We start from the raw sequence: 20,679 nt of genomic DNA on the forward strand, positions 1-20,679 counted from the left end.
GGACATGTGGACCTACTCCTATTGGAGCCCAACAAGATCCCAGTTTACTGATTCTACCGAAACCAGCCTCATCTTGGTACATCAAGCGAACCTTACGAAAATGCCTACTGGTTTTAAAGCGCTTTCTGAGCTTCTTGAATTGAGATTTTATTTTTAGACGCGACAATGGTTTGAGAGTCTACTTTCTTGGGATGTGCTGGACGTGGCCTAATATTTCGCCAACCATGGTGCTTCAAGAGTTGATAGAAGGTATCACGTGTGTAGGAAGAACCTAACTCCTTTTTATAAGCCTGAAATAAGGCATCAATTGTAACAAATTCTCCTGCCTCTGCAGCCTTCAAATGACGGGCAAGAAAGGCTTTCTCTTCCTCAATTGTCATATGTGCATGGTTACGACCACCACGTATTTCTTGAAGGAGAGAATCGCGTCCGAACTCCTCATATTTTTTTACAGTTGGCCAAATCGTTGTTTGATTACAGTCTAAAAACTCTATAATCTCTTTATAAGATTTACCCATCAGACGAAATAGAACGATTTGAAGGCGTTTATGATATTTAGCTGTACGAGAGTCTCTTAAAAGTGTTTTGATAGCTTGGATTTCTTCTTTAGTTGATTTCATATTACTACTATATAATGCTTTTTAATTTTAGTTTAGTATGAGCTGACTTCGTCAGTTCTATCTACAACCTCAAAACCATGCTTTGAGCAACCTGTGGCTAGTTTCCTATTTTGCTCTTTGATTTTCATTGAGTATTAGATGTATAGTGCATTGAAGTTAAAATAGTATACTTTGGTTTCTAAGACATTGTTAGAAATTAGATTAAATTCCTTAATCGATTTGCGCATGTTTTATTTTATTTCACTATACTTTAGATTGAAAAATAAGGATTCACATAAATCGCAAGAAATAGGGAATCTGATTCGTGTTTATAACCGTTCAAAAAGAGAGGAAGCTGAAAGTGAGCCACTTAATCTTTATGTCGAAGATGAAAAGGGCAATCTCCTGGCAGGTTTGATAGTAGAGACTTTTAGAAATTGGCTAGAAATCGAGTATTTATTTGTAAAAGAGGAACTGAGAGGGCAAGGAATCGGTTCAAAACTATTGCAGCAAGCAGAAACTGAAGCTAAGAATCGAAACTGTCGTTTTGCCTTTGTCAATACCTACCAGTTTCAAGCTCTTGATTTTTATAAAAGGTATGGCTACAAGGAAGTCTTTAGGTTACAAGACTATCCCTACATTGGGCAAAGATATTATTAGCAAAAGAATCTGTAAGGTGAGTATGGAGGTATAATACAAAGAGAGGCTCGCACATAAGTATGGAGGTGGACTGATGTATATGAGTAACTATCGATAAATACCAGTTATAACCTAGAAATTGTGTCTTTCTGGGCAATATTGGGTACAATGCAATGGCAGCTGAGAAATTGGGAATCAAGGCTTATCGGGTTAAGAAAAGAAGTGATGTGGTTGATATCTTAAAACAATTTATTTAAACTAAAAACTCTCTATCTTTTTAAATTGACATTAATCCGAGATTCCCCTCTCGAGTTTTTCAGAATAGAGTGAAATCCGAAAGAAAATGGAAATAATTTTTATTAAACGCTTCCAATAGCGGTTAAAAGTTGACAAATTTAAATTTTAGGACTACACTAAGTAAGTAAATTTTATTTTAAAGGAGAATTCGTTATGAATTTAACATTTTTAGGCTTATGTATTGCCTGTATGGGCGTATCTGTCGGTGAAGGTTTATTGATGAATGGACTGTTTAAATCAGTAGCACGCCAACCAGATATGCTTTCTGAGTTTCGTAGTTTGATGTTTTTAGGTGTTGCCTTTATTGAAGGAACTTTCTTTGTAACTCTTGTCTTCTCATTTATTATCAAATAAATACATGGAACGAGAAGAAAAGGGAGGATTTTAGATGGAAGAAAGTATTAATCCAATCATCTCTATTGGTCCTGTTATCTTCAATCTGACTATGTTAGCCATGACCTTGTTGATTGTGGGAGTTATTTTTGTCTTTATTTATTGGGCAAGCCGCAATATGACCTTGAAACCCAAAGGAAAGCAAAATGTACTTGAGTATGTCTATGACTTTGTTATTGGATTTACAGAACCTAACATTGGTTCGCGCTACATGAAAGATTACTCACTCTTTTTCCTTTGTTTATTTCTTTTCATGGTGATTGCCAATAACCTTGGCTTAATGACAAAGCTTCAAACGATCGATGGGACTAACTGGTGGAGTTCGCCAACCGCTAATTTACAGTATGACTTAACCTTATCTTTTCTTGTCATTTTGTTGACACATATAGAAAGCGTTCGTCGTCGTGGATTTAAAAAAAGTATAAAATCTTTTATGAGTCCTGTTTTTGTCATACCGATGAATATCTTGGAAGAATTTACAAACTTCTTATCTTTGGCTTTGCGGATTTTTGGGAATATCTTTGCAGGAGAGGTCATGACGAGTTTGTTACTTCTTCTTTCCCACCAAGCTATTTATTGGTATCCAGTAGCCTTTGGAGCTAATTTGGCTTGGACTGCATTTTCTGTCTTTATTTCCTGCATCCAAGCTTATGTCTTTACTCTTTTGACATCTGTGTATTTAGGGAATAAGATTAATATTGAAGAGGAATAGAAAGGAGTAACTGATGCACGTAACAGTAGGTGAATTGATTGGTAATTTTATTTTAATCACTGGCTCTTTTATTCTTTTGCTAGTCTTGATTAAAAAATTTGCATGGTCTAATATTACAGGCATTTTCGAAGAAAGAGCTGAAAAAATTGCTTCAGATATTGACAGAGCTGAAGAAGCCCGTCAAAAAGCAGAAGTATTGGCTCAAAAACGCGAAGATGAATTGGCTGGTAGCCGTAAAGAAGCTAAGACAATCATTGAAAATGCAAAGGAAACAGCTGAGCAAAGTAAGGCTAATATCTTAGCAGATGCTAAACTAGAAGCAGGACGCTTAAAAGAAAAAGCAAACCAAGAAATTGCTCAAAACAAAGCTGAAGCTTTACAAAGCGTTAAGGGTGAGGTAGCAGATTTGACCATCAGCCTAGCTGGTAAAATCATCTCACAAAACCTTGACGGTCATGCCCATAAAGAACTCATTGATCAGTATATCGATCAGCTAGGAGAAGCTTAATGGACAAGAAAACAGTAAAGGTAATTGAAAAATACAGCATGCCTTTTGTCCAATTGGTACTTGAAAAAGGAGAAGAAGCCCGTATCTTTTCAGACTTGACTCAAATCAAGCAAGTTGCTGAAGAAACAGGTTTACCTTCTTTTTTAAAAAAAGTGACAGTAGATGAGTCTGACAAGAAAAAAACGATTGCTTTTTTCCAAGACTCTGTGTCACCTTTATTACAAAACTTTATCCAGGTTCTGGTCTACAATCACAGAGCAAATCTTTTTTATGATGTGCTTGTAGATTGCTTGGACCGACTTGAAAAAGAAACAAATCGATTTGAAGTGACGATTACTGCTGCTCATCCTCTAACTGATGAACAAAAGAGTCGTTTGCTCCCTTTGATTGAGAAGAAAATGTCTCTGAAAGTAAGGAGTGTAAAAGAACAAATCGATGAAAGTCTCATTGGTGGTTTTGTTATTTTTGCCAATCACAAGACAATTGATGTGAGTATTAAACAACAACTTAAAGTTGTTAAAGAAAATTTGAAATAGAAAGTGGTGTTCTTTTGGCAATTAACGCACAAGAAATCAGCGCTTTAATTAAGCAACAAATTGAAAATTTCAAACCCAATTTTGATGTGACTGAAACAGGTGTTGTAACCTATATCGGGGACGGTATCGCGCGTGCTCATGGCCTTGACAATGCCATGAGTGGAGAGTTGTTGATCTTTGAAAACGGCTCTTATGGTATGGCTCAAAACTTGGAGTCAACAGACGTTGGTATTATCATCCTAGGTGACTTTACAGATATTCGTGAAGGCGATACAATCCGCCGTACAGGTAAAATCATGGAAGTCCCAGTAGGTGAAAGTCTGATTGGTCGTGTTGTGGATCCGCTTGGTCGTCCGGTTGACGGTCTGGGAGAAATCCACACTGATAAAACTCGTCCAGTAGAAGCGCCAGCTCCTGGTGTCATGCAACGTAAGTCAGTCTCAGAACCATTGCAAACTGGTTTGAAAGCTATTGACGCCCTTGTACCGATTGGTCGTGGTCAACGTGAGTTGATTATCGGTGACCGTCAGACAGGGAAAACAACCATTGCGATTGATACAATCTTGAACCAAAAAGATCAAGATATGATCTGTATCTATGTCGCAATTGGACAAAAAGAATCAACAGTTCGTACGCAAGTAGAAACACTTCGTCAGTACGGTGCCTTGGACTACACAATCGTTGTGACAGCCTCTGCTTCACAACCATCTCCATTGCTCTTCCTAGCTCCTTATACTGGGGTTGCCATGGCGGAAGAATTTATGTACCAAGGGAAGCATGTTTTGATTGTATACGATGATCTATCAAAACAAGCGGTAGCTTATCGTGAACTGTCACTCTTGCTTCGTCGTCCTCCAGGTCGTGAAGCTTTCCCAGGAGATGTCTTCTACCTTCACAGCCGTTTGCTTGAGCGCTCAGCTAAAGTTTCTGATGAACTTGGTGGTGGATCAATTACAGCTCTACCATTTATCGAGACACAAGCAGGAGATATCTCTGCCTATATCGCAACCAACGTGATTTCTATCACTGATGGACAAATCTTCCTTGGTGATGGTCTCTTCAATGCGGGTATTCGTCCAGCCATCGATGCGGGTTCATCTGTATCGCGTGTAGGTGGTTCTGCACAAATCAAAGCCATGAAGAAGGTTGCTGGTACACTTCGTATCGACCTTGCTTCATACCGTGAGTTGGAAGCTTTCACTAAGTTTGGTTCTGACTTGGACGCAGCAACACAGGCTAAGTTGAACCGTGGACGTCGTACCGTTGAGGTCTTGAAACAACCTGTTCACAAACCCTTACCTGTTGAGAAACAAGTAACCATTCTCTATGCTTTGACACATGGTTTCTTGGATACTGTTCCAGTAGATGATATTGTTCGTTTCGAGGAAGAGTTCCATGCCTTCTTTGACGCTCAACATCCAGATATTTTGGAAACCATTCGTGATACAAAAGACTTGCCAGAAGAAGCAGTCTTGGATGCTGCGATTACAGAGTTTCTCAATCAATCTAGCTTCCAATAAGAATAGAGGTGTCAGATGGCAGTATCTCTAAATGATATTAAAACAAAAATCGCCTCAACAAAAAATACGAGTCAAATCACTAATGCCATGCAAATGGTATCAGCTGCTAAGCTAGGTCGCTCTGAAGAAGCTGCTCGCAACTTCCAAGTTTACGCTCAGAAAGTTCGCAAACTTTTGACAGATATTCTTCATGGTAATGGAGCTGGTGGCTCAACCAATCCCATGCTGATTAGCCGTCCTGTGAAGAAGACAGGCTATATCGTCATTACTTCAGATCGCGGTTTGGTTGGAGGGTATAATTCTTCTATTCTGAAAGCCGTTATGGAGTTGAAAGAAGAATACCACCCAGACGGTACAGGTTTTGAAATGATCTGTATCGGTGGAATGGGAGCTGATTTCTTTAAGGCTCGTGGTATTCAACCACTTTATGAATTACGTGGCTTGGCGGATCAGCCTAGCTTTGATCAAGTTCGTAAGATTATTTCAAAAACTGTTGAAATGTACCAAAATGAACTCTTTGATGAACTCTATGTTTGCTACAACCACCATGTCAATACGCTAACCAGTCAAATGCGTGTGGAACAAATGCTTCCGATTGTTGACTTGGATCCAAATGAAGCGGATGAAGACTACAGCTTGACTTTTGAATTGGAAACCAGCCGAGAAGAAATTTTGGAGCAGTTGTTGCCTCAGTTTGCAGAAAGTATGATTTACGGTGCCATTATCGATGCCAAGACAGCTGAGAATGCTGCTGGTATGACAGCCATGCAAACAGCGACTGATAATGCTAAGAAAGTCATCAATGATTTGACAATTCAGTATAACCGTGCCAGACAGGCGGCGATTACACAAGAAATTACAGAAATCGTAGCAGGTGCTAGTGCCTTAGAATAGGCTCTAGTCCAGCTCGTATGAAAATGAACTTAGGACCTAGTTGAACTAGGAACCGACAGTATCTTATATAGAATAGGAGAAGGAGATGAGTTCAGGTAAAATTGCTCAGGTTATCGGTCCCGTTGTAGACGTCTTGTTTGCAGCAGGGGAAAAACTTCCTGAGATTAACAATGCACTTGTCGTCTACAAAAATGACGAAAGAAAAACAAAAATCGTCCTTGAAGTAGCCTTAGAGTTGGGAGATGGTATGGTTCGTACTATCGCCATGGAATCAACAGATGGTTTGACTCGTGGAATGGAAGTATTGGACACAGGTCGTCCAATCTCTGTACCAGTAGGTAAAGAAACTTTGGGACGTGTCTTCAACGTTTTGGGAGATACCATTGACTTGGAAGCTCCTTTTACAGAAGACGCAGAGCGTCAGCCAATTCATAAAAAAGCTCCAACTTTTGATGAATTGTCTACCTCTTCTGAAATCCTTGAAACAGGGATCAAGGTTATCGACCTTCTTGCCCCTTACCTTAAAGGTGGTAAAGTTGGACTCTTCGGTGGTGCCGGAGTTGGTAAAACCGTCTTAATCCAAGAATTGATTCACAACATTGCCCAAGAACACGGTGGTATTTCAGTATTTACCGGTGTTGGGGAACGTACTCGTGAGGGGAATGACCTTTACTGGGAAATGAAAGAATCAGGCGTTATTGAGAAAACATCCATGGTCTTTGGTCAGATGAATGAGCCACCAGGAGCACGTATGCGTGTTGCCCTTACTGGTTTGACAATCGCTGAATACTTCCGTGATGTAGAAGGCCAAGACGTGCTTCTCTTTATTGATAATATCTTCCGTTTCACTCAGGCTGGTTCAGAAGTATCTGCCCTTTTGGGTCGTATGCCATCAGCCGTTGGTTACCAACCAACCCTTGCTACGGAAATGGGTCAATTGCAAGAGCGTATTACATCAACTAAGAAGGGGTCTGTAACCTCTATCCAGGCTATCTATGTGCCAGCGGATGACTATACTGACCCAGCGCCAGCAACAGCCTTCGCTCACTTGGATTCAACAACAAACTTGGAACGTAAGTTGGTACAATTGGGTATCTACCCAGCCGTTGACCCACTTGCTTCAAGTTCACGTGCCTTGGCACCTGAAATCGTTGGAGAAGAGCACTATGCAGTTGCTGCAGAAGTAAAACGTGTCCTTCAACGTTACCATGAATTGCAAGATATCATTGCTATCCTTGGTATGGATGAGCTTTCTGATGAAGAAAAGACCTTGGTGGCTCGTGCCCGTCGTATCCAGTTCTTCTTGTCACAAAACTTCAACGTTGCGGAACAATTTACTGGCCAGCCAGGTTCTTATGTTCCAGTTACTGAAACGGTACGTGGCTTTAAGGAAATCCTTGATGGTAAATACGACCACTTGCCAGAAGATGCCTTCCGTGGTGTAGGTTCTATCGAAGATGTGATTGCAAAAGCTGAAAAAATGGGATTTTAAGAGGTGATCTATGACTCAGTTAACTGTCCAGATCGTGACACCAGATGGTCTCGTCTATGATCACCATGCCAGCTATGTATCGGTTCGAACTCTGGATGGTGAGATGGGGATCTTGCCACGACATGAAAATATGATTGCGGTTTTAGCAGTTGATGAAGTAAAGGTGAAACGTATTGATGACGAAGATCACGTGAACTGGATTGCAGTAAATGGCGGTGTTATTGAAATTGCCAATGATATGATCACAATCGTCGCTGACTCTGCAGAACGTGCTCGTGATATCGATATCAGTCGTGCAGAACGTGCCAAACTTCGTGCAGAACGTGCAATTGAAGAAGCACAAGACAAACACTTGATTGACCAAGAACGTCGTGCGAAGATTGCGCTGCAACGTGCCATTAACCGTATTAATGTCGGAAATAGACTATAAGAAAAAATGAACTTGAAAATTCCAAGTTCATTTTTTTATGGTGTTTTATACTCAATAAAAATCAAAAAGCAAACATAGGAAGTTAGCCATAGGTTGCTCAAAACACAGTTTTGNNTCAGTAACCATACCTACGGTAAGGCGACGCTGACGTGGTTTGAAGAGATTTTTGAAGAGTATTAAGGAGCAAAACGGATGCAGACTGCTTCGGGAACATGGAAGTCGTTGGAGAGTTCTGCTAGACGACCATTGTCACAATTACGTTTAAAGACAGTTGCATTGTCAGAGTCTTGGTGGACAGCAATGAGAAATTTTTGGTCAGGTGTCAAATCAAAATCACGTGGAGTCTGACCATGTGTTGGAACGATTTCTAATAACTCTAAGCTACCGTCCGCAAGGATGGTATATACTGCGATAGAATCATGACCACGGTTAGAAGCGTAGAGGTATTTACCGTCTTTAGAGAGACGAATAGCAGCGGTTCCATTAAAGCCTTCATAACCGTCTGGTAAAGTTGAAATAACCTGCATACGTTCAAATTCGCAAACACCATCGTAGATTAAAACCTCGATAGTACTATTGAGTTCACAAATCAGATAAGCGATTTTATAGTGGTTATGGAAAACGATATGGCGTGAGCCTGCTCCTGGCTGGCTGTGATAGGTGTAGAGCTTAGATAATTTTCCTTCTTGGTCAAGGTCATAAGTGATGACTTGGTCAGTACCCAAATTGCAGGTCACTAGATAGTGGTCAGGTGTTAAATCTGTATAGTGAACATGAGGAGATGCTTGATTTTCATGTGGACCTTGGCCACTGTGTTGATCTACATCACTAAGTAAAAGGCTCCCATCCTTCTGACGTTTATAAACCAGTACCTGTCCTTTATGGTAGTTGGCTGCATAGACCAAATTACGCTTTTCATCGACAGCAACATAACAGTGGGGAGCTCCTTCCTCAACGACATGATTTAACACAGTCCCGTCAGTTTGATAGGCTGCAATACCCCCCTTATCGTCTTGACTACCAACGGTGTATAAATGTTGGTGCTGGTCAAAGGCAAGGTAGGTTGGACTTGGTTCAGCTGCAAAAAGTTCTAGGTTTGAAAGCTGACCAGTTTCTGTATCAAAGTCAGCCTTGTAAATCCCTTGGGAAGTACGACGTGTGTAAGTTCCAAAATAAACAGTTTCTTTCATAACTTTACCTCTATATAAAGATAAGACTATTATATCACAAAAACAAGCCAATTAAAGACATCCAATTAGATGTAAGCACTTTAAAAAAGAGTTATTTTGATTTAAAAATGGTATAATGAGAGAACGATAGAAAGGAAGTATTTATGGAACAAAAAGAGAAACATTTTAGCCTGTCTTGGTTTTTCAAGTGGTTTTTGGATAACAAGGCCATTACGGTATTTTTGGTAACCTTATTATTGGGACTGAATCTTTTTATTTTAAGTAAGATTAGTTTTCTATTTTCACCTGTTTTAGACTTTTTGGCAGTTGTGATGCTGCCAGTTATTATATCTGGTTTACTATATTATTTATTAAATCCTATTGTTGATTGGATGGAGAAGCATAAGGTGAATCGTGTCATAGCTATCACTATTGTCTTTGTCATCATCGCTATCTTTATCATTTGGGGCTTGGCAGTAGCTATTCCAAATCTGCAACGTCAGGTTTTGACCTTTGCAAGAAACGTTCCTGTTTACTTAGAAGATATAGATAGGATTGTTAATGGATTGGTAGCCCAGCACCTGCCAGATGATTTCAGACCTCAGTTAGAGCAGGTTTTGACAAACTTCTCTAGTCAGGCTACAGTTTGGGCAAGTAAAGTTTCATCTCAGGCAGTCAACTGGGTGAGTGCCTTTATTAGCGGAGCTTCTCAAGTGATTGTTGCCTTGATTATCGTTCCTTTCATGCTCTTTTATCTCTTGCGTGATGGGAAAGGCTTGCGTAACTATTTGACCCAATTTATGCCAAGAAAATTGAAGGAACCTGTTGGACAAGTTTTATCAGATGTGAATCAACAGTTGTCCAACTATGTTCGAGGGCAAGTAACAGTGGCTATTATTGTAGCAGTAATGTTTATGATTTTCTTCAAGATTATTGGTCTACGCTATGCAGTTACGTTGGGGGTTACTGCTGGTATTTTAAATCTGGTTCCTTATCTTGGTAGCTTTCTAGCCATGCTTCCTGCCCTAGTATTGGGGTTGATTGCTGGTCCAGTTATGCTTTTGAAAGTAGTGATTGTCTTTATCGTAGAACAAACTATTGAAGGCCGTTTTGTCTCTCCATTGATTTTGGGAAGTCAATTAAACATCCATCCCATTAATGTTCTCTTTGTTTTGTTAACTTCAGGATCTATGTTTGGTATCTGGGGAGTTTTACTTGGTATTCCAGTTTATGCCTCTGCTAAGGTTGTCATTTCAGCCATTTTCGAATGGTATAAGGCAGTCAGTGGTCTATATGAATTAGAGGGCGAGGAAGTCAAAAGTGAACAATAGTCAACAGATGTTACAGGCTTTGGAGGAGCAAGATTTAGCCAAGGCTGAGCACTATTTCGTCAAAGCTTTAGAAAATGATCCAAGTGACCTTCTGTATGAGTTGGCAACTTATCTTGAAGGAATTGGTTTTTATCCTCAGGCAAAGGAGATTTACCTGAAAATTGTAGAGGATTTCCCAGAGCTTCATCTTAATCTAGCTGCAATTGCTAGCGAGGATGGTCAAATCGAAGAAGCCTTTGCTTATCTTGAGGAAATCCAAGCTGACAGTGACTGGTATGTTTCGGCTTTGGCTTTGAAGGCAGATCTTTACCAGATGGAAGGTTTGACAGATGTGGCGCGTGAGAAATTGCTGGAGGCTTTGACCTACTCAGAGGATCCTCTCTTGATATTGGGTTTGGCAGAGTTGGATAGTGAGTTGGAAAATTACCAAGAGGCCATTCAAGGCTATGCCCAGTTAGATAATCGTACTATTTATGAGCAAACGGGCATTTCCACCTATCAACGAATTGGTTTTGCCTATGCCCAGTTAGGGAAATTTGAAACGGCTACTGAGTTTTTAGAAAAAGCCCTGGAGTTAGAATACGATGACCTAACAGCTTTTGAGTTGGCCAGCCTTTACTTTGATCAAGAAGAATACCAAAAAGCCACCCTTTACTTTAAGCAGCTTGATAACATTTCTCCTGACTTTGAAGGCTATGAATATGGTTATAGCCAGGCCTTACATAAGGAACATCAAGTTCAAGAAGCCCTGCGTATCGCTAAGCAAGGCTTAGAGAAAAATCCCTTTGAAACTCGCCTCTTGCTAGCTGCTTCGCAATTCTCTTATGAATTGCATGATGCAAGTGGGGCAGAAAATTATCTCCTAACAGCTAAAGAAGACGCTGAGGATACAGAAGAAATCTTGCTTCGTTTAGCCACTATTTATCTGGAGCAGGAGCGTTATGAGGATATTCTAGACTTGCAGAGCGATGAGCCAGAAAATCTCTTGACCAAGTGGATGATTGCTCGTTCCTATCAAGAAATGGACGATTTGGATACTGCCTATGAGCATTACCAAGAGTTGGCAGGAGATTTAAAGGACAATCCAGAGTTTTTGGAACACTATATCTATCTCTTGCGTGAATTGGGCTACTTTGAGGAAGCAAAAGTCAATGCACAAGCTTACTTAAAACTGGTTCCAGATGATGTGCAAATGCAAGAACTGTTTGAGAGATTGTAAGAATGTTTAAACATATAGAACTGTAGTTTATCTCTTTTGATAGCTACGGTTTTTATTTGTATATGATAGAATTTTTTTGCAAAAATGGTTGGTTATTTTGTTTATTCATGCTATAATAGGAACAATTACTTTTAGGAGGTGCAGTATGTCTTATTTATTTGAGATATTACCGAGTTTACTGAATGGTGCGAGCACGACTGTACAGGTCTTTGCACTGGTCTTGCTATTTTCGATTCCCTTGGGCGTTTTGATTGCCTTTGCCTTGCAAGTCCATTGGAAGCCCCTCCATTATCTGATTAACATTTACATCTGGGTTATGCGTGGCACCCCCTTACTCTTGCAACTGATTTTTATTTATTATGTGCTCCCAAGTATTGGGATTCGTTTAGACCGCCTTCCTGCAGCTATTATTGCCTTTGTTTTGAATTATGCGGCTTACTTTGCAGAAATTTTCCGTGGGGGAATTGACACTATTCCAAGAGGACAGTATGAGGCAGCCAAGGTCTTGAAGTTTAGTCCCTCTGCCACAGTGCGCTATATCATTTTACCTCAGGTGACCAAGATCGTGCTTCCTAGTGTCTTTAACGAAGTTATGAGTTTGGTCAAGGATACTTCTCTGGTATATGCTCTAGGAATTTCTGATCTTATCTTGGCTAGTCGAACAGCTGCCAACCGTGATGCTAGTCTAGTTCCCATGTTCTTGGCAGGAGCCATTTACTTGATTTTAATTGGGATTGTGACAATTATTTCCAAAAAAGTTGAGAAGAAGTATAGTTATTATAGATAGGAGGCTGCCATGTTAGAATTACGAAATATCAATAAAGTCTTTGGAGATAAACAAATCCTGTCTGATTTCAGTCTAAGTATTCCTGAAAAGCAAATCCTGGCTATCGTTGGACCTTCTGGTGGAGGTAAGACAACTCTCTTACGTATGCTTGCGGGTCTTGAAACCATTGATTCAGGGCAAATCTTTTATAATGGACAACCTTTAGAGCTGGATGAATTACAGAAGCGCAATCTACTGGGATTTGTCTTCCAAGATTTTCAACTGTTCCCTCATTTATCAGTTCTGGACAATTTGACTTTATCGCCTGTGAAGACCATGGGGATGAAGCAGGAAGAAGCTGAGAAGAAGGCGAGTGGACTCTTGGAACAGTTAGGACTGGCAGGGCATGCAGACGCTTATCCATTTTCACTATCTGGTGGGCAAAAGCAGCGGGTGGCCTTGGCGCGTGCTATGATGATCGACCCAGAAATCATTGGCTACGATGAACCAACTTCTGCCCTGGATCCAGAATTGCGCTTGGAAGTGGAGAAGCTAATCTTGCAAAATAGGGAACTTGGGATGACCCAGATTGTGGTAACCCACGATTTGCAGTTTGCTGAAAATATCGCAGATGTATTATTGAAAGTAGAACCTAAATAGGAGGAAAAATGGATGAAAAAATGGATGCTTGTATTAGTCAGTCTGATGACTGCTTTGTTCTTAGTAGCTTGTGGGAAAAATTCTAGCGAAACTAGTGGAGATAATTGGTCTAAGTACCAGTCTAACAAGTCTATTACTATTGGATTTGATAGCACTTTTGTTCCAATGGGATTTGCTCAGAAAGATGGTTCTTATGCAGGATTTGATATTGATTTAGCTACAGCTGTTTTTGAAAAATACGGAATTACGGTAAATTGGCAACCGATTGATTGGGATTTGAAAGAAGCTGAATTGACAAAAGGAACGATTGATCTGATTTGGAATGGTTATTCCGCTACAGATGAACGCCGTGAAAAGGTGGCATTCAGTAACTCATATATGAAAAATGAGCAGGTATTGGTGACCAAGAAATCATCTGGTATCACGACTGCAAAGGATATGGCTGGAAAGACATTAGGAGCTCAAGCTGGCTCATCTGGTTATGCGGACTTTGAAGCAAACCCAGCGATTTTAAAGGATATTGTCGCTAATAAGGAAGCTAATCAATACCAAACCTTTAATGAAGCCTTAATTGATTTGAAAAATGATCGAATTGACGGTCTATTGATTGACCGTGTCTATGCAAATTATTATTTAGAAGCAGAAGGCGTTTTAAACGATTATAATGTCTTTACAGTTGGACTAGAAACAGAAGCCTTTGCGGTTGGAGCCCGTAAGGAAGATACAACTCTGGTTAAGAAGATAAATGAAGCTTTTTCTAGTCTTTACAAGGACGGTAAATTCCAAGAAATCAGCCAAAAATGGTTTGGAGAAGATGTAGCAACCAAAGAAGTAAAAGAAGGACAGTAAGATAAAATAGTGGCTGAGACTACGTTTTGATTAGCAAAACGTAGTTTTTTTGTAATCTAGGAAAACGATAATAGCGATTGAATCTGGATAATTGAATATGGAATAGCCCACTGTGATTTCTAAAACATTGTTAAAAATTGATTTGACTTCCAAAATTAAAATGTGCTGTAATGAAATGCTGATGTAACTGTTTTAGAAACAATAAAACGCATAATATCAAGGTTTTTGCACCTTACATTATGCGTTTTTGTAATTTTAAGACTTGTTAGCTGATTTTTTACAATCCAGCAAAGTCCTTGATTTCTTGTGCTGACATTGAAGAGTCGCAACGGACGTTGATTTGTCCATCTGCAACGTGAACAAATCCTGGTACAGTTGGGATTCCGTAGCGTGAGCGGAATGCTTGCAACTCATTGAGTTGGCTTGCTTCTTCACTATTGATGAAGTAGATGTGAGCTTTGGTTTCAGCTACGACACCTGCCAAAGTACCTGCAAATTTACGGCAGTAAGGGCAAGTTTTACGACCGATAAAGAAAGTGGCAGTTTCTTTTTTATCAAGAGCTTCTTGCGCACGCGCAACTGTAGTGACTTCAAGGTCTTTAATGTTATCTAAAAATTGTTCCATGAGATTACCTCGCTTTCATTGATAAGTCTAGTATGCCATAAAGTTTCTAAAATTGCTTAGATTTGATACGAAAAAAAGATGAGATTGTTTGGTCTCATCTTTTTAGGTCTTTATTTTATAAAAGCATTGATTTCTGCTTCGATGTTAGCAATTTTAGCTTGTGATTCTTCGTTGGTTTCACCTACAACTGCAATGTAGAACTTGATTTTTGGTTCTGTCCCTGAAGGGCGAACGGCAATCCATGAACCGTCAGCAAGTGTGTATTTCAACACATCGCTTGGAGGAGTTGTCAAGTTTGTAACAGTACCGTCAGCAGCAGTAGCTGTTTGAGCTTTGAAGTCTTCTACGACAGTGATAGCTGTTGTGTTCCATTCTTTTGGAGCATTGTTACGGAATTTAGCCATAATCGCTTTGATTTGTTCAGCACCATCGACACCTGAAAGGGTAACAGAGATTGTCTTTTCTGCGTAGTAGCCGTACTCTTTGTAGATTTCTTCGATACCGTCAGCAAGTGTCAAACCACGTGAACGGTAGTAGGCAGCAAGTTCAGCAACGACAAGAACAGCTTGGATAGCGTCTTTATCACGTACAAATGGTTTAATCAAGTAACCGAAGCTTTCTTCAAATCCCATCATGTAAGTGTGATTGTGTTTTTCTTCGAATTCTTGGATTTTTTCAGCGATGAATTTGAAACCAGTCAAGACGTTGAACATAGTTGCGCCATAGCTTTCAGCAATCTTCGTTACCAAGTCAGTTGATACGATAGATTTGCAAAGGGCTGCATTTTCAGGAAGAGTTCCAGCATTTTTATGAGCTTCCAAGATGTATTTAGCCATGATAGCACCGATTTGGTTACCTGAAAGGTTGAGGTAGCTACCATCTTTTTGAAGAACTTCAACACCAACACGGTCAGCGTCTGGGTCAGTTGCCACAAGAACATCTGCACCAACTTGACGACCAAGTTCTTCAGCAAGGGCAAAGGCTGCTTGGCTTTCTGGGTTTGGAGATTTTACAGTTGAGAAGTCAGGATCAGCAGTTGCTTGCACTTCAACGACTTGAACTGAGTCAAATCCTGCTTGGGCAAGAGCACGACGAGCCAACATTTCACCAGTACCATGAAGTGGTGTGTAGACAATTTTCATGTCTTTACCGAATTCTTCAATCAAGGCTGGGTTGATGTTTACGTCCTTAACTTCTTTAAGGTATTCTACGTCAACAGCTTCGCCGATAACTTCAATCAAGCCAGAAGCCTTTTCAGATTCCACATCAGCAACTTCAACTGCAAATGGGTTTTCGATTGCACGGATATAAGTAGTCAAAGCGTCCGCGTCGTGTGGAGGCATTTGTCCACCGTCTTCACCGTAAACCTTGTAACCGTTAAATGGAGCAGGGTTGTGGCTGGCTGTGACCATGATACCTGCGAAACAGTTGAGGTGACGAACTGCAAATGATAGTTCTGGAGTTGGACGAAGGCTTTCAAATACGTAAGATTTGATGCCGTGTTTAGCAAGAACTGCCGCAGATTCAAAGGCAAATTCAGGTGAGAAGTGACGGCTGTCGTAGGCAATTGCCACACCGCGTTCTTTTTCATTTCCACCTTTTGACTCAATCAAACGAGCCAATCCCTCAGTAGCTTGGCGAACAACGTAGATGTTGATGCGGTTTGTACCAGCACCAATCAAGCCACGCATACCTGCAGTACCAAATTCAAGATTTGTATAGAAGGCATCTTCCTTAGTTTTTTCATCCATATTTTCCAAATCTTGACGAAGGTAGTCAGGAAGCTCCGCAAAATCAACCCATTTCTGGTAATTTTCTTGGTAAGACATTCAAATTCTCCTTTTTGTAAATTGTTTTAACCGTTCACATTATAGCACTTTTTAGCATTTTAGTAAAACGGTAGCATAAGTTTTTAGTCAATGAGCGAAGAAGACTGTACTATTCATAATTTTGATTTAAGTGTGTTCATTACAAACCGAAATGACAAGTCAAGTTTATCCTATTTGTAGTCTCTAAAAAATTGAAATTAAACCTTATTCGTTGTATAATTTAAAATGAGGATTATTGTATAAGATCTGTTATAATATATATCTTTCGATATATATATGGAGGTAGTCATGAATAGTCCAGAAAAACAATTAAAATACAGTATTCGAAAAGTGAGTGTCGGTGCAGCTAGTGTTGTCATTGGGGCGCTCTATCTTTTGATGGGAGCTGGGATTGCTCATGCTGAGGGCGTGGAGTCAGCGAGGGAAGCTGAGAGGACAGCAAACCCGACAGATCCAGGACAGTCTGGAATTGGAGAGCCAGAAAACAAGACTGACCTCAGTCATACTGATGCAGCAGCAAACACCTATAATGCTCCCGTAGCTGACAATCCGCTAGTAACTCCAGAAAGTACGAAACCTCGTACTCGTAGTAAAAGAGAATTAGCTGATGAGGAGGCAAGTGATTCATCGAATGGAGCTACAGGAACTGAATCAGAGCCGACTTCTGGAAATGAGGGAGGTTCAGACACAGCAGATACTGATTCAGATTTACTGGATGCCAATCGTAAGGGTGACACAGTAAAAGAACACCAGCCCGGGGTCATTGTGCCTAAAGATGGAGAGACAGGTGGGGATGATAAGAATGCCCATCTGAAATTTGATACTCCTAAGGAAAATCTGACTCTCGAACAATTATGGGATATTGTAAAAAATATGCCAGACGACTTCCAAAATAATGAACGTTCTTACTTGCGTAGTATGAACACCCTTGGGGATGCTCTTAGATTTAAAAACGGCAAAGTCAGTGAAGATGGTACAGGAGATAAATTACAAGATGGTGAAATAAGAGAACTTGATTCTTTCGGTGGATGGACAGCGATTGCAGGTAAAGATGGCAGACCAGGTAAATTCGTTATTGGTAAGAAAAATGCAGATGGTTACTTTACAGGTTGGTATAAGAAAGAAGATGGTACGATTGAACAAGGTGGTATGCTTGGGGCAGATGCCTTAGATAACATTTTTGTGCACGAACAAGCATTAGACCGTCGTTTTAAATACATGCTTATGCTTGTTAAAGGACGTACACGAGCTAATCGTGACGAGACGGTTTCAGATAATTCGAAGTATGATCCACGTGCTCAAAATGAACGTGCTAATAAGAACTCCACCGAATTTAAGAATCTCCCATTTTTAGAAAAAGATAAGTATAATAAATATTCTCCAGGTGTAGTTGGATATAATGGGATAGAGAAGCAGTTTACTGCCTTTTCTCCTGGCTTCGGAAGCCGTGTTCGTGTGGAATTTGTGACAGGATATATCTCAGATATTAATGGTTCTAAAGGAACCTATCGAGTAGTCATTAAAACTAAGGATACTGCTGGCCAAGAGAAGACGGTATACGATGAAACCATTCACCGTGTAGCCGAAATCGTTCAAAATGAAAACTTGTACAAAAAAGGTTTAAATGTAGAACTGGCGAATTTCCAAATTTCCAAATTTTTTAAAGATGAGTTTAAATCTCGTGTTAATAAAATTCGTAATGAGAAAATAAAATTTACTCCATTACACCGTAAACCCAGAAGATATTATACAGAAGAAGATACCAAACTGTACAATCAATTGGAAGCAGAAGCTAGGGAAGAAGTTAAAAAACAAGGCGATATTGTATTAAATGTTACGGAAGACTTCTTAAGTATAGAAAAATCAAAAGAAAGAGATTCAGAGTGGGGAAAAACATTCACAAGCACATCTCAGTCAACTTCAAAGCTATCAAACGAATTAAATAATTTATTGAAAGTTGCTGATAAAGATACTCCTAATACCCCAACTTGGCTAAACTCAAGCACTCCTCCAGCTAAAGCTGATGACAGAGTATATAAACTACTGAGGACTCTTATACCAGGTGCTAAGAAAATTACCTATCATGTTAAGGATGATCAGCTAGAAGTAGAAACAGAAAAATACACCTATCTCGCCGCTAGAAATGGTAGTAAGGAAGCAGGTATTCAAGGGTCAGATATAGAAGCAACTGCAAGTGCAGATACATATGGTGTTGATTCCCAAACCTTTGAGAGAGACAATACAAATACAAAAGCAAATAACCTTAATAAAGGTTGGGCTAGATCTGATTCTGAAGACTTCAAACATTTCTCACACTTTGTAGGGGTAGACAAAGGAATTGTGCGAACGAATGTACTGACTGATAAACAACTATCTGATAAGATTAAGGACGCAGTGGGTCCTGGAGATAGCAATCTAGGAAAAGGTGGCTACTTCTCTACTGGGGATGTTTTATTAGCAAAAGATGTTGTTTCTTATACCGTACAAGTATTTTCAGAGAATAATGACAGAGTAGGGGTAAATCCTCAAAGTCACCGTGTTCAGTATAATCTTCCAATTCTCGCTGACTTTTCAGTCATCCAAGATACTGTGGAACCATCACGAACCGTTGTTGAAAAAATCATTCCAAAACTAAATATTCCCGAAGAAGAGAAAAAGAAAATAACCGAAGAAATCAAGAAAAAGAAGAAAACCTCAGAATTGGCAGAACTAATCTCAGGAAATGTGAAAGTTCGCTATGTTGATGAACAAGGGCATTTGCTATCATTGAAAAATGATACTGGAATTGGAGAAAAAGAAAGTGACGGAACCTACATTACCAATAAAAAACAACTGATTGGTACTAGCTATAATGTCACAGATAAAAAACTCAGCACTATCTCAACGACTAATGGGAAACATTATAGAGTCAAAAGAGATTTGGGGGAAAATTCTGCCCCTACTGAAGGAAATATCGTAAGCGGGGTAAGAACGGTAACTTATGTATATGAGGAACGTGAAGCGCCTACTACTGCTACAGTAACAGCCAATTACTATAAAGAAGGTACCCAAGAGAAGTTGGCAGAGTCTGTTGTACAAGCTGATTTAGCGATAGGTTCTGAGTATACTACAGAAGCAAAAGTTATTGAAGGAAAAACAACAACTGAGGACAAAGAAGACCGAGTTATCACAAGGAAAACAACATACACCTTGGTAGCAACTCCTGAAAATGCCACAGGAACTGTACCAGAAGACGGTGCAACCGTTAACTACTACTACCGTGAGAATGTTGAGGAAACAGTGGTTCCTAAAACAGCCACCACTACTGAGACGAAGACTATAACGCGTACCATTCATTACGTTGATAAAGTTACGAACCAAACTGTCAAAGAAGATGTTGTTCAACCTGTAACCTTAAGCCGTACAAAAACTGAGAACAAGGTAACAGGAGTTGTAACCTACGGTGAATGGACAACAGGAAACTGGGACGAAAAAGTTTCACCATCAGTAGAAAACTATGGTCCAGCCGAAACAGCTACGGTTTCTTCTGCGACCGTCACATCAGTAAGCAAAGATGAGACAGTCGTTGTGAAATATCCGCAAGCTACAGAAGATGTTAAAGAAACTAAAACTGTTACCCGTACCATCAAGTATGTCGATAAAGCCAACGAAACAACCGAAGTAGCTAGCCCAGTTACGCAAACAGTTGAATTAACAAGAACTAACAAGCGTAATAAAGTGACGAAAGTCGTGACAGAAGGAACTTGGTCAACAGGCAACTGGGACGAAAAAGTTTCACCATCAGTAGAAAACTATGGTCCAGCCGAAACAGCTACGGTTTCTTCTGCGACCGTCACATCCGCAAGCACAGATGAGACAATCGTTGTGAAATATCCGCAAGCTATAGAAGATGTTCAAGAAACCAAAACTGTTACCCGTACCATCAAGTATGTAGATGCGACTGATGAAACAACAGAAGTAGCTAGCCCAGTTACGCAAACAGTTGAACTAACAAAAACCAACAAGCGTAACAAAGTGACAGGTAAAGTAACAGAAGGAGACTGGTCAACAGGTACATGGGCGACCCAAGCCTCTCCAACAGTCACTAACTATGACGCACCAGATAAGGCAACTGTAGCGGAAGCAACTGTAACATCAACAACTACAGATACAACCGAAGTAGTGAAATACCCACAAGCTACAGAAGATGTTCAAGAAAGCAAAACTGTTAC

General features: G+C 40.0%; 18 protein-coding genes and 3 pseudogenes. 17 read left to right on the forward strand and 4 right to left on the reverse strand.

Going from position 1 to position 20,679, the window contains the following annotated elements; genetic code table 11:
- Window positions 1-620: pseudogene (locus tag HT688_RS06450) on the reverse strand (winged helix-turn-helix domain-containing protein); the annotation flags it as partial.
- 225 nt (window positions 621-845) lie between these two features.
- On the opposite strand from HT688_RS06450, the gene HT688_RS06455 reads away from it, so the two are divergent.
- From HT688_RS06455 to HT688_RS06495, 9 genes are all read left to right on the forward strand, one after another.
- Window positions 846-1,259: a GNAT family N-acetyltransferase gene (locus HT688_RS06455; RefSeq protein WP_166731177.1), complete on the forward strand. Its 414-nt coding sequence runs from the start codon at window positions 846-848 to the stop codon at window positions 1,257-1,259.
- Between the two features lie 429 nt (window positions 1,260-1,688).
- Window positions 1,689-1,889, forward strand: coding sequence for a F0F1 ATP synthase subunit C (locus tag HT688_RS06460; RefSeq protein ID WP_001054562.1), 201 nt, complete (start codon window positions 1,689-1,691; stop codon window positions 1,887-1,889).
- Window positions 1,890-1,923: 34 nt separating this feature from the next.
- On the forward strand, window positions 1,924-2,640 hold the full coding sequence (atpB, locus tag HT688_RS06465) for a F0F1 ATP synthase subunit A (protein WP_000392851.1): 717 nt from the start codon (window positions 1,924-1,926) through the stop codon (window positions 2,638-2,640).
- A gap of 13 nt (window positions 2,641-2,653) precedes the next feature.
- Complete coding sequence (gene atpF / locus HT688_RS06470; protein ID WP_023941012.1) at window positions 2,654-3,148, forward strand: F0F1 ATP synthase subunit B; 495 nt, start codon at window positions 2,654-2,656, stop codon at window positions 3,146-3,148.
- Complete coding sequence (locus HT688_RS06475; RefSeq protein WP_023941011.1) at window positions 3,148-3,684, forward strand: F0F1 ATP synthase subunit delta; 537 nt, start codon at window positions 3,148-3,150, stop codon at window positions 3,682-3,684. Before atpF ends, HT688_RS06475 begins: the two co-directional genes overlap by 1 nt.
- A 14-nt stretch (window positions 3,685-3,698) precedes the next feature.
- Entirely contained in the window at window positions 3,699-5,204 is a 1,506-nt protein-coding gene (gene atpA / locus HT688_RS06480; RefSeq protein ID WP_023941010.1) for a F0F1 ATP synthase subunit alpha, read from the forward strand.
- Window positions 5,205-5,219: 15 nt separating this feature from the next.
- The gene (locus tag HT688_RS06485) at window positions 5,220-6,098 is read left to right on the forward strand and encodes a F0F1 ATP synthase subunit gamma (protein ID WP_000301222.1); all 879 of its coding nucleotides are present in this window, start codon (window positions 5,220-5,222) and stop codon (window positions 6,096-6,098) included.
- A gap of 85 nt (window positions 6,099-6,183) precedes the next feature.
- On the forward strand, window positions 6,184-7,590 hold the full coding sequence (gene atpD, locus HT688_RS06490) for a F0F1 ATP synthase subunit beta (RefSeq protein ID WP_172923661.1): 1,407 nt from the start codon (window positions 6,184-6,186) through the stop codon (window positions 7,588-7,590).
- Between the two features lie 10 nt (window positions 7,591-7,600).
- Entirely contained in the window at window positions 7,601-8,020 is a 420-nt protein-coding gene (locus tag HT688_RS06495; protein ID WP_000192870.1) for a F0F1 ATP synthase subunit epsilon, read from the forward strand.
- Between the two features lie 176 nt (window positions 8,021-8,196).
- Here HT688_RS06495 and HT688_RS06500 read toward each other — a convergent pair whose 3' ends face one another.
- The gene (locus HT688_RS06500; protein WP_172923662.1) at window positions 8,197-9,210 is read right to left on the reverse strand and encodes a lactonase family protein; all 1,014 of its coding nucleotides are present in this window, start codon (window positions 9,208-9,210) and stop codon (window positions 8,197-8,199) included.
- A gap of 143 nt (window positions 9,211-9,353) precedes the next feature.
- On the opposite strand from HT688_RS06500, the gene HT688_RS06505 reads away from it, so the two are divergent.
- The 5 genes from HT688_RS06505 to HT688_RS06525 all read left to right on the forward strand — a co-directional run bounded on the left by HT688_RS06505 (window position 9,354) and on the right by HT688_RS06525 (window position 14,014).
- Complete coding sequence (locus HT688_RS06505) at window positions 9,354-10,520, forward strand: AI-2E family transporter (RefSeq protein WP_172923663.1); 1,167 nt, start codon at window positions 9,354-9,356, stop codon at window positions 10,518-10,520.
- Complete coding sequence (locus tag HT688_RS06510) at window positions 10,510-11,739, forward strand: tetratricopeptide repeat protein (protein ID WP_172923664.1); 1,230 nt, start codon at window positions 10,510-10,512, stop codon at window positions 11,737-11,739. Before HT688_RS06505 ends, HT688_RS06510 begins: the two co-directional genes overlap by 11 nt.
- 145 nt (window positions 11,740-11,884) lie before the next feature.
- Entirely contained in the window at window positions 11,885-12,526 is a 642-nt protein-coding gene (locus HT688_RS06515) for an amino acid ABC transporter permease (RefSeq protein WP_050208578.1), read from the forward strand.
- Window positions 12,527-12,535: 9 nt separating this feature from the next.
- Window positions 12,536-13,165 (forward strand): amino acid ABC transporter ATP-binding protein, encoded by a 630-nt coding sequence (locus HT688_RS06520; RefSeq protein ID WP_050223529.1) that lies wholly within the window; start codon window positions 12,536-12,538, stop codon window positions 13,163-13,165.
- 12 nt (window positions 13,166-13,177) lie between these two features.
- A complete protein-coding gene (locus HT688_RS06525) occupies window positions 13,178-14,014 on the forward strand; it encodes an amino acid ABC transporter substrate-binding protein (protein WP_000759186.1) in 837 nt (278 codons plus the stop codon).
- A 277-nt stretch (window positions 14,015-14,291) separates the two neighbouring features.
- Here HT688_RS06525 and HT688_RS06530 read toward each other — a convergent pair whose 3' ends face one another.
- Both HT688_RS06530 and HT688_RS06535 read right to left on the reverse strand, forming a co-directional pair.
- The gene (locus HT688_RS06530) at window positions 14,292-14,639 is read right to left on the reverse strand and encodes a DUF6568 family protein (protein ID WP_050090142.1); all 348 of its coding nucleotides are present in this window, start codon (window positions 14,637-14,639) and stop codon (window positions 14,292-14,294) included.
- Window positions 14,640-14,749: 110 nt separating this feature from the next.
- Window positions 14,750-16,468 (reverse strand): phospho-sugar mutase, encoded by a 1,719-nt coding sequence (locus HT688_RS06535; protein WP_172923665.1) that lies wholly within the window; start codon window positions 16,466-16,468, stop codon window positions 14,750-14,752.
- Between the two features lie 288 nt (window positions 16,469-16,756).
- On the opposite strand from HT688_RS06535, the pseudogene HT688_RS11765 reads away from it, so the two are divergent.
- The 3 genes and pseudogenes from HT688_RS11765 to HT688_RS11525 form a co-directional block, all read left to right on the forward strand.
- Window positions 16,757-16,819: pseudogene (locus HT688_RS11765) on the forward strand (YSIRK-type signal peptide-containing protein); the annotation flags it as partial.
- 1,855 nt (window positions 16,820-18,674) lie between these two features.
- Window positions 18,675-19,790 (forward strand): annotated as a pseudogene (locus tag HT688_RS11770) (MucBP domain-containing protein).
- Window positions 19,748-20,679, forward strand: a 932-nt coding sequence (locus HT688_RS11525) for a mucin-binding protein (RefSeq protein WP_524539348.1), incomplete at its 3' end; no start/stop codon positions are given. The pseudogene HT688_RS11770 and the gene HT688_RS11525, both read left to right, overlap by 43 nt.

It is taken from the genome of Streptococcus sp. 1559, from assembly GCF_013276735.1.
Lineage (GTDB): Bacteria > Bacillota > Bacilli > Lactobacillales > Streptococcaceae > Streptococcus > Streptococcus pseudopneumoniae.

Coding starts and splice junctions, on each gene's coding strand:
- HT688_RS06455 (WP_166731177.1), top strand. CDS start 846: ATGTTTTATTTTATTTCACTATACTTTAGATTGAAAAATAAGGATTCA.
- HT688_RS06460 (WP_001054562.1), top strand. CDS start 1,689: ATGAATTTAACATTTTTAGGCTTATGTATTGCCTGTATGGGCGTATCT.
- atpB (WP_000392851.1), top strand. CDS start 1,924: ATGGAAGAAAGTATTAATCCAATCATCTCTATTGGTCCTGTTATCTTC.
- atpF (WP_023941012.1), top strand. CDS start 2,654: ATGCACGTAACAGTAGGTGAATTGATTGGTAATTTTATTTTAATCACT.
- HT688_RS06475 (WP_023941011.1), top strand. CDS start 3,148: ATGGACAAGAAAACAGTAAAGGTAATTGAAAAATACAGCATGCCTTTT.
- HT688_RS06485 (WP_000301222.1), top strand. CDS start 5,220: ATGGCAGTATCTCTAAATGATATTAAAACAAAAATCGCCTCAACAAAA.
- atpD (WP_172923661.1), top strand. CDS start 6,184: ATGAGTTCAGGTAAAATTGCTCAGGTTATCGGTCCCGTTGTAGACGTC.
- HT688_RS06495 (WP_000192870.1), top strand. CDS start 7,601: ATGACTCAGTTAACTGTCCAGATCGTGACACCAGATGGTCTCGTCTAT.
- HT688_RS06500 (WP_172923662.1), bottom strand. CDS start 9,210: ATGAAAGAAACTGTTTATTTTGGAACTTACACACGTCGTACTTCCCAA.
- HT688_RS06505 (WP_172923663.1), top strand. CDS start 9,354: ATGGAACAAAAAGAGAAACATTTTAGCCTGTCTTGGTTTTTCAAGTGG.
- HT688_RS06515 (WP_050208578.1), top strand. CDS start 11,885: ATGTCTTATTTATTTGAGATATTACCGAGTTTACTGAATGGTGCGAGC.
- HT688_RS06520 (WP_050223529.1), top strand. CDS start 12,536: ATGTTAGAATTACGAAATATCAATAAAGTCTTTGGAGATAAACAAATC.
- HT688_RS06525 (WP_000759186.1), top strand. CDS start 13,178: ATGAAAAAATGGATGCTTGTATTAGTCAGTCTGATGACTGCTTTGTTC.
- HT688_RS06530 (WP_050090142.1), bottom strand. CDS start 14,639: ATGGAACAATTTTTAGATAACATTAAAGACCTTGAAGTCACTACAGTT.
- HT688_RS06535 (WP_172923665.1), bottom strand. CDS start 16,468: ATGTCTTACCAAGAAAATTACCAGAAATGGGTTGATTTTGCGGAGCTT.